This is a genomic window from Bacillus mycoides, from assembly GCF_001757995.1.
GTDB lineage: Bacteria > Bacillota > Bacilli > Bacillales > Bacillaceae_G > Bacillus_A > Bacillus_A mycoides_B.
Map to the genome: position 1 here is coordinate 1 of NZ_LXLV01000080.1, position 716 is coordinate 716.

The following is a 716-nucleotide window of genomic DNA, read 5'->3' on the forward strand; positions in this document are numbered from 1 at the left end:
TGATATTATCCCCTTAAGGTAGACAGTGTAAAAAGACCATGAATACACATGGATGTTACACTTTTACTTGGAGGGGATTTTATTATGGTTAAAAAAGGGGATAAATTTCAAACTTATTCAGATAAATTAAAGATACAAGTTGTAAAAAGTTATTTAAATGGTGAGGGTAGCCAATCAGCTATAGCGAAGAAATATAAGCTTAGAAGTAGAACACAGTTAATGAATTGGGTCCGGAAATATCAAGAAACAGGTGATATTTCAGACTTGCGGGGGCAAAATGGTGGTAATAGCGGCTTAAAAAACCTCTTAAAAGGTCGTCCTCGTACGAAGTTCGATAGTATGGAAGAAGAATTGGAATACTACAAGGCGCAAGTGGCTTACTTAAAAAAGCAGTATCCAAATCTATAGGAGGTGTTCTTGCTCAAACGGCTAAGTACGAGATTATTGAAGAACTACGTTCTCGGTACAAAGTAACCTGGCTTGTCGTCATTGCGCAGTTAAATCGCTCTAGCTACTATAAGTGGCGTTCAACATGTAGTCAAAGGCAATTACGCCTTTCAAAGGATAATACATTGCATGAACAGATTCAAGCAATTCACATAAAACACAAGGAATACGGTTATCCTCGCATGACAATCGCCTTACGAGAGGCTGGATTTTTCGTGAACCACAAAAAAGTATATAGACTTATGCGAGAGCTTCACATTCAATCGATT

At 37.6% G+C, this 716-nt stretch carries 2 protein-coding genes; both read left to right on the forward strand.

The window, feature by feature from the left end; all coding sequences use genetic code 11:
- Nucleotides 1-84 precede the first annotated feature (84 nt).
- A complete protein-coding gene (locus BWGOE10_RS27620) occupies nucleotides 85-408 on the forward strand; it encodes a transposase (protein ID WP_016128201.1) in 324 nt (107 codons plus the stop codon).
- A gap of 164 nt (nucleotides 409-572) precedes the next feature.
- Nucleotides 573-716: IS3 family transposase (locus BWGOE10_RS34115; protein WP_171903153.1), on the forward strand; the 144-nt coding region annotated here is incomplete at its 3' end.

Coding starts and splice junctions, on each gene's coding strand:
- BWGOE10_RS27620 (WP_016128201.1), top strand. CDS start 85: ATGGTTAAAAAAGGGGATAAATTTCAAACTTATTCAGATAAATTAAAG.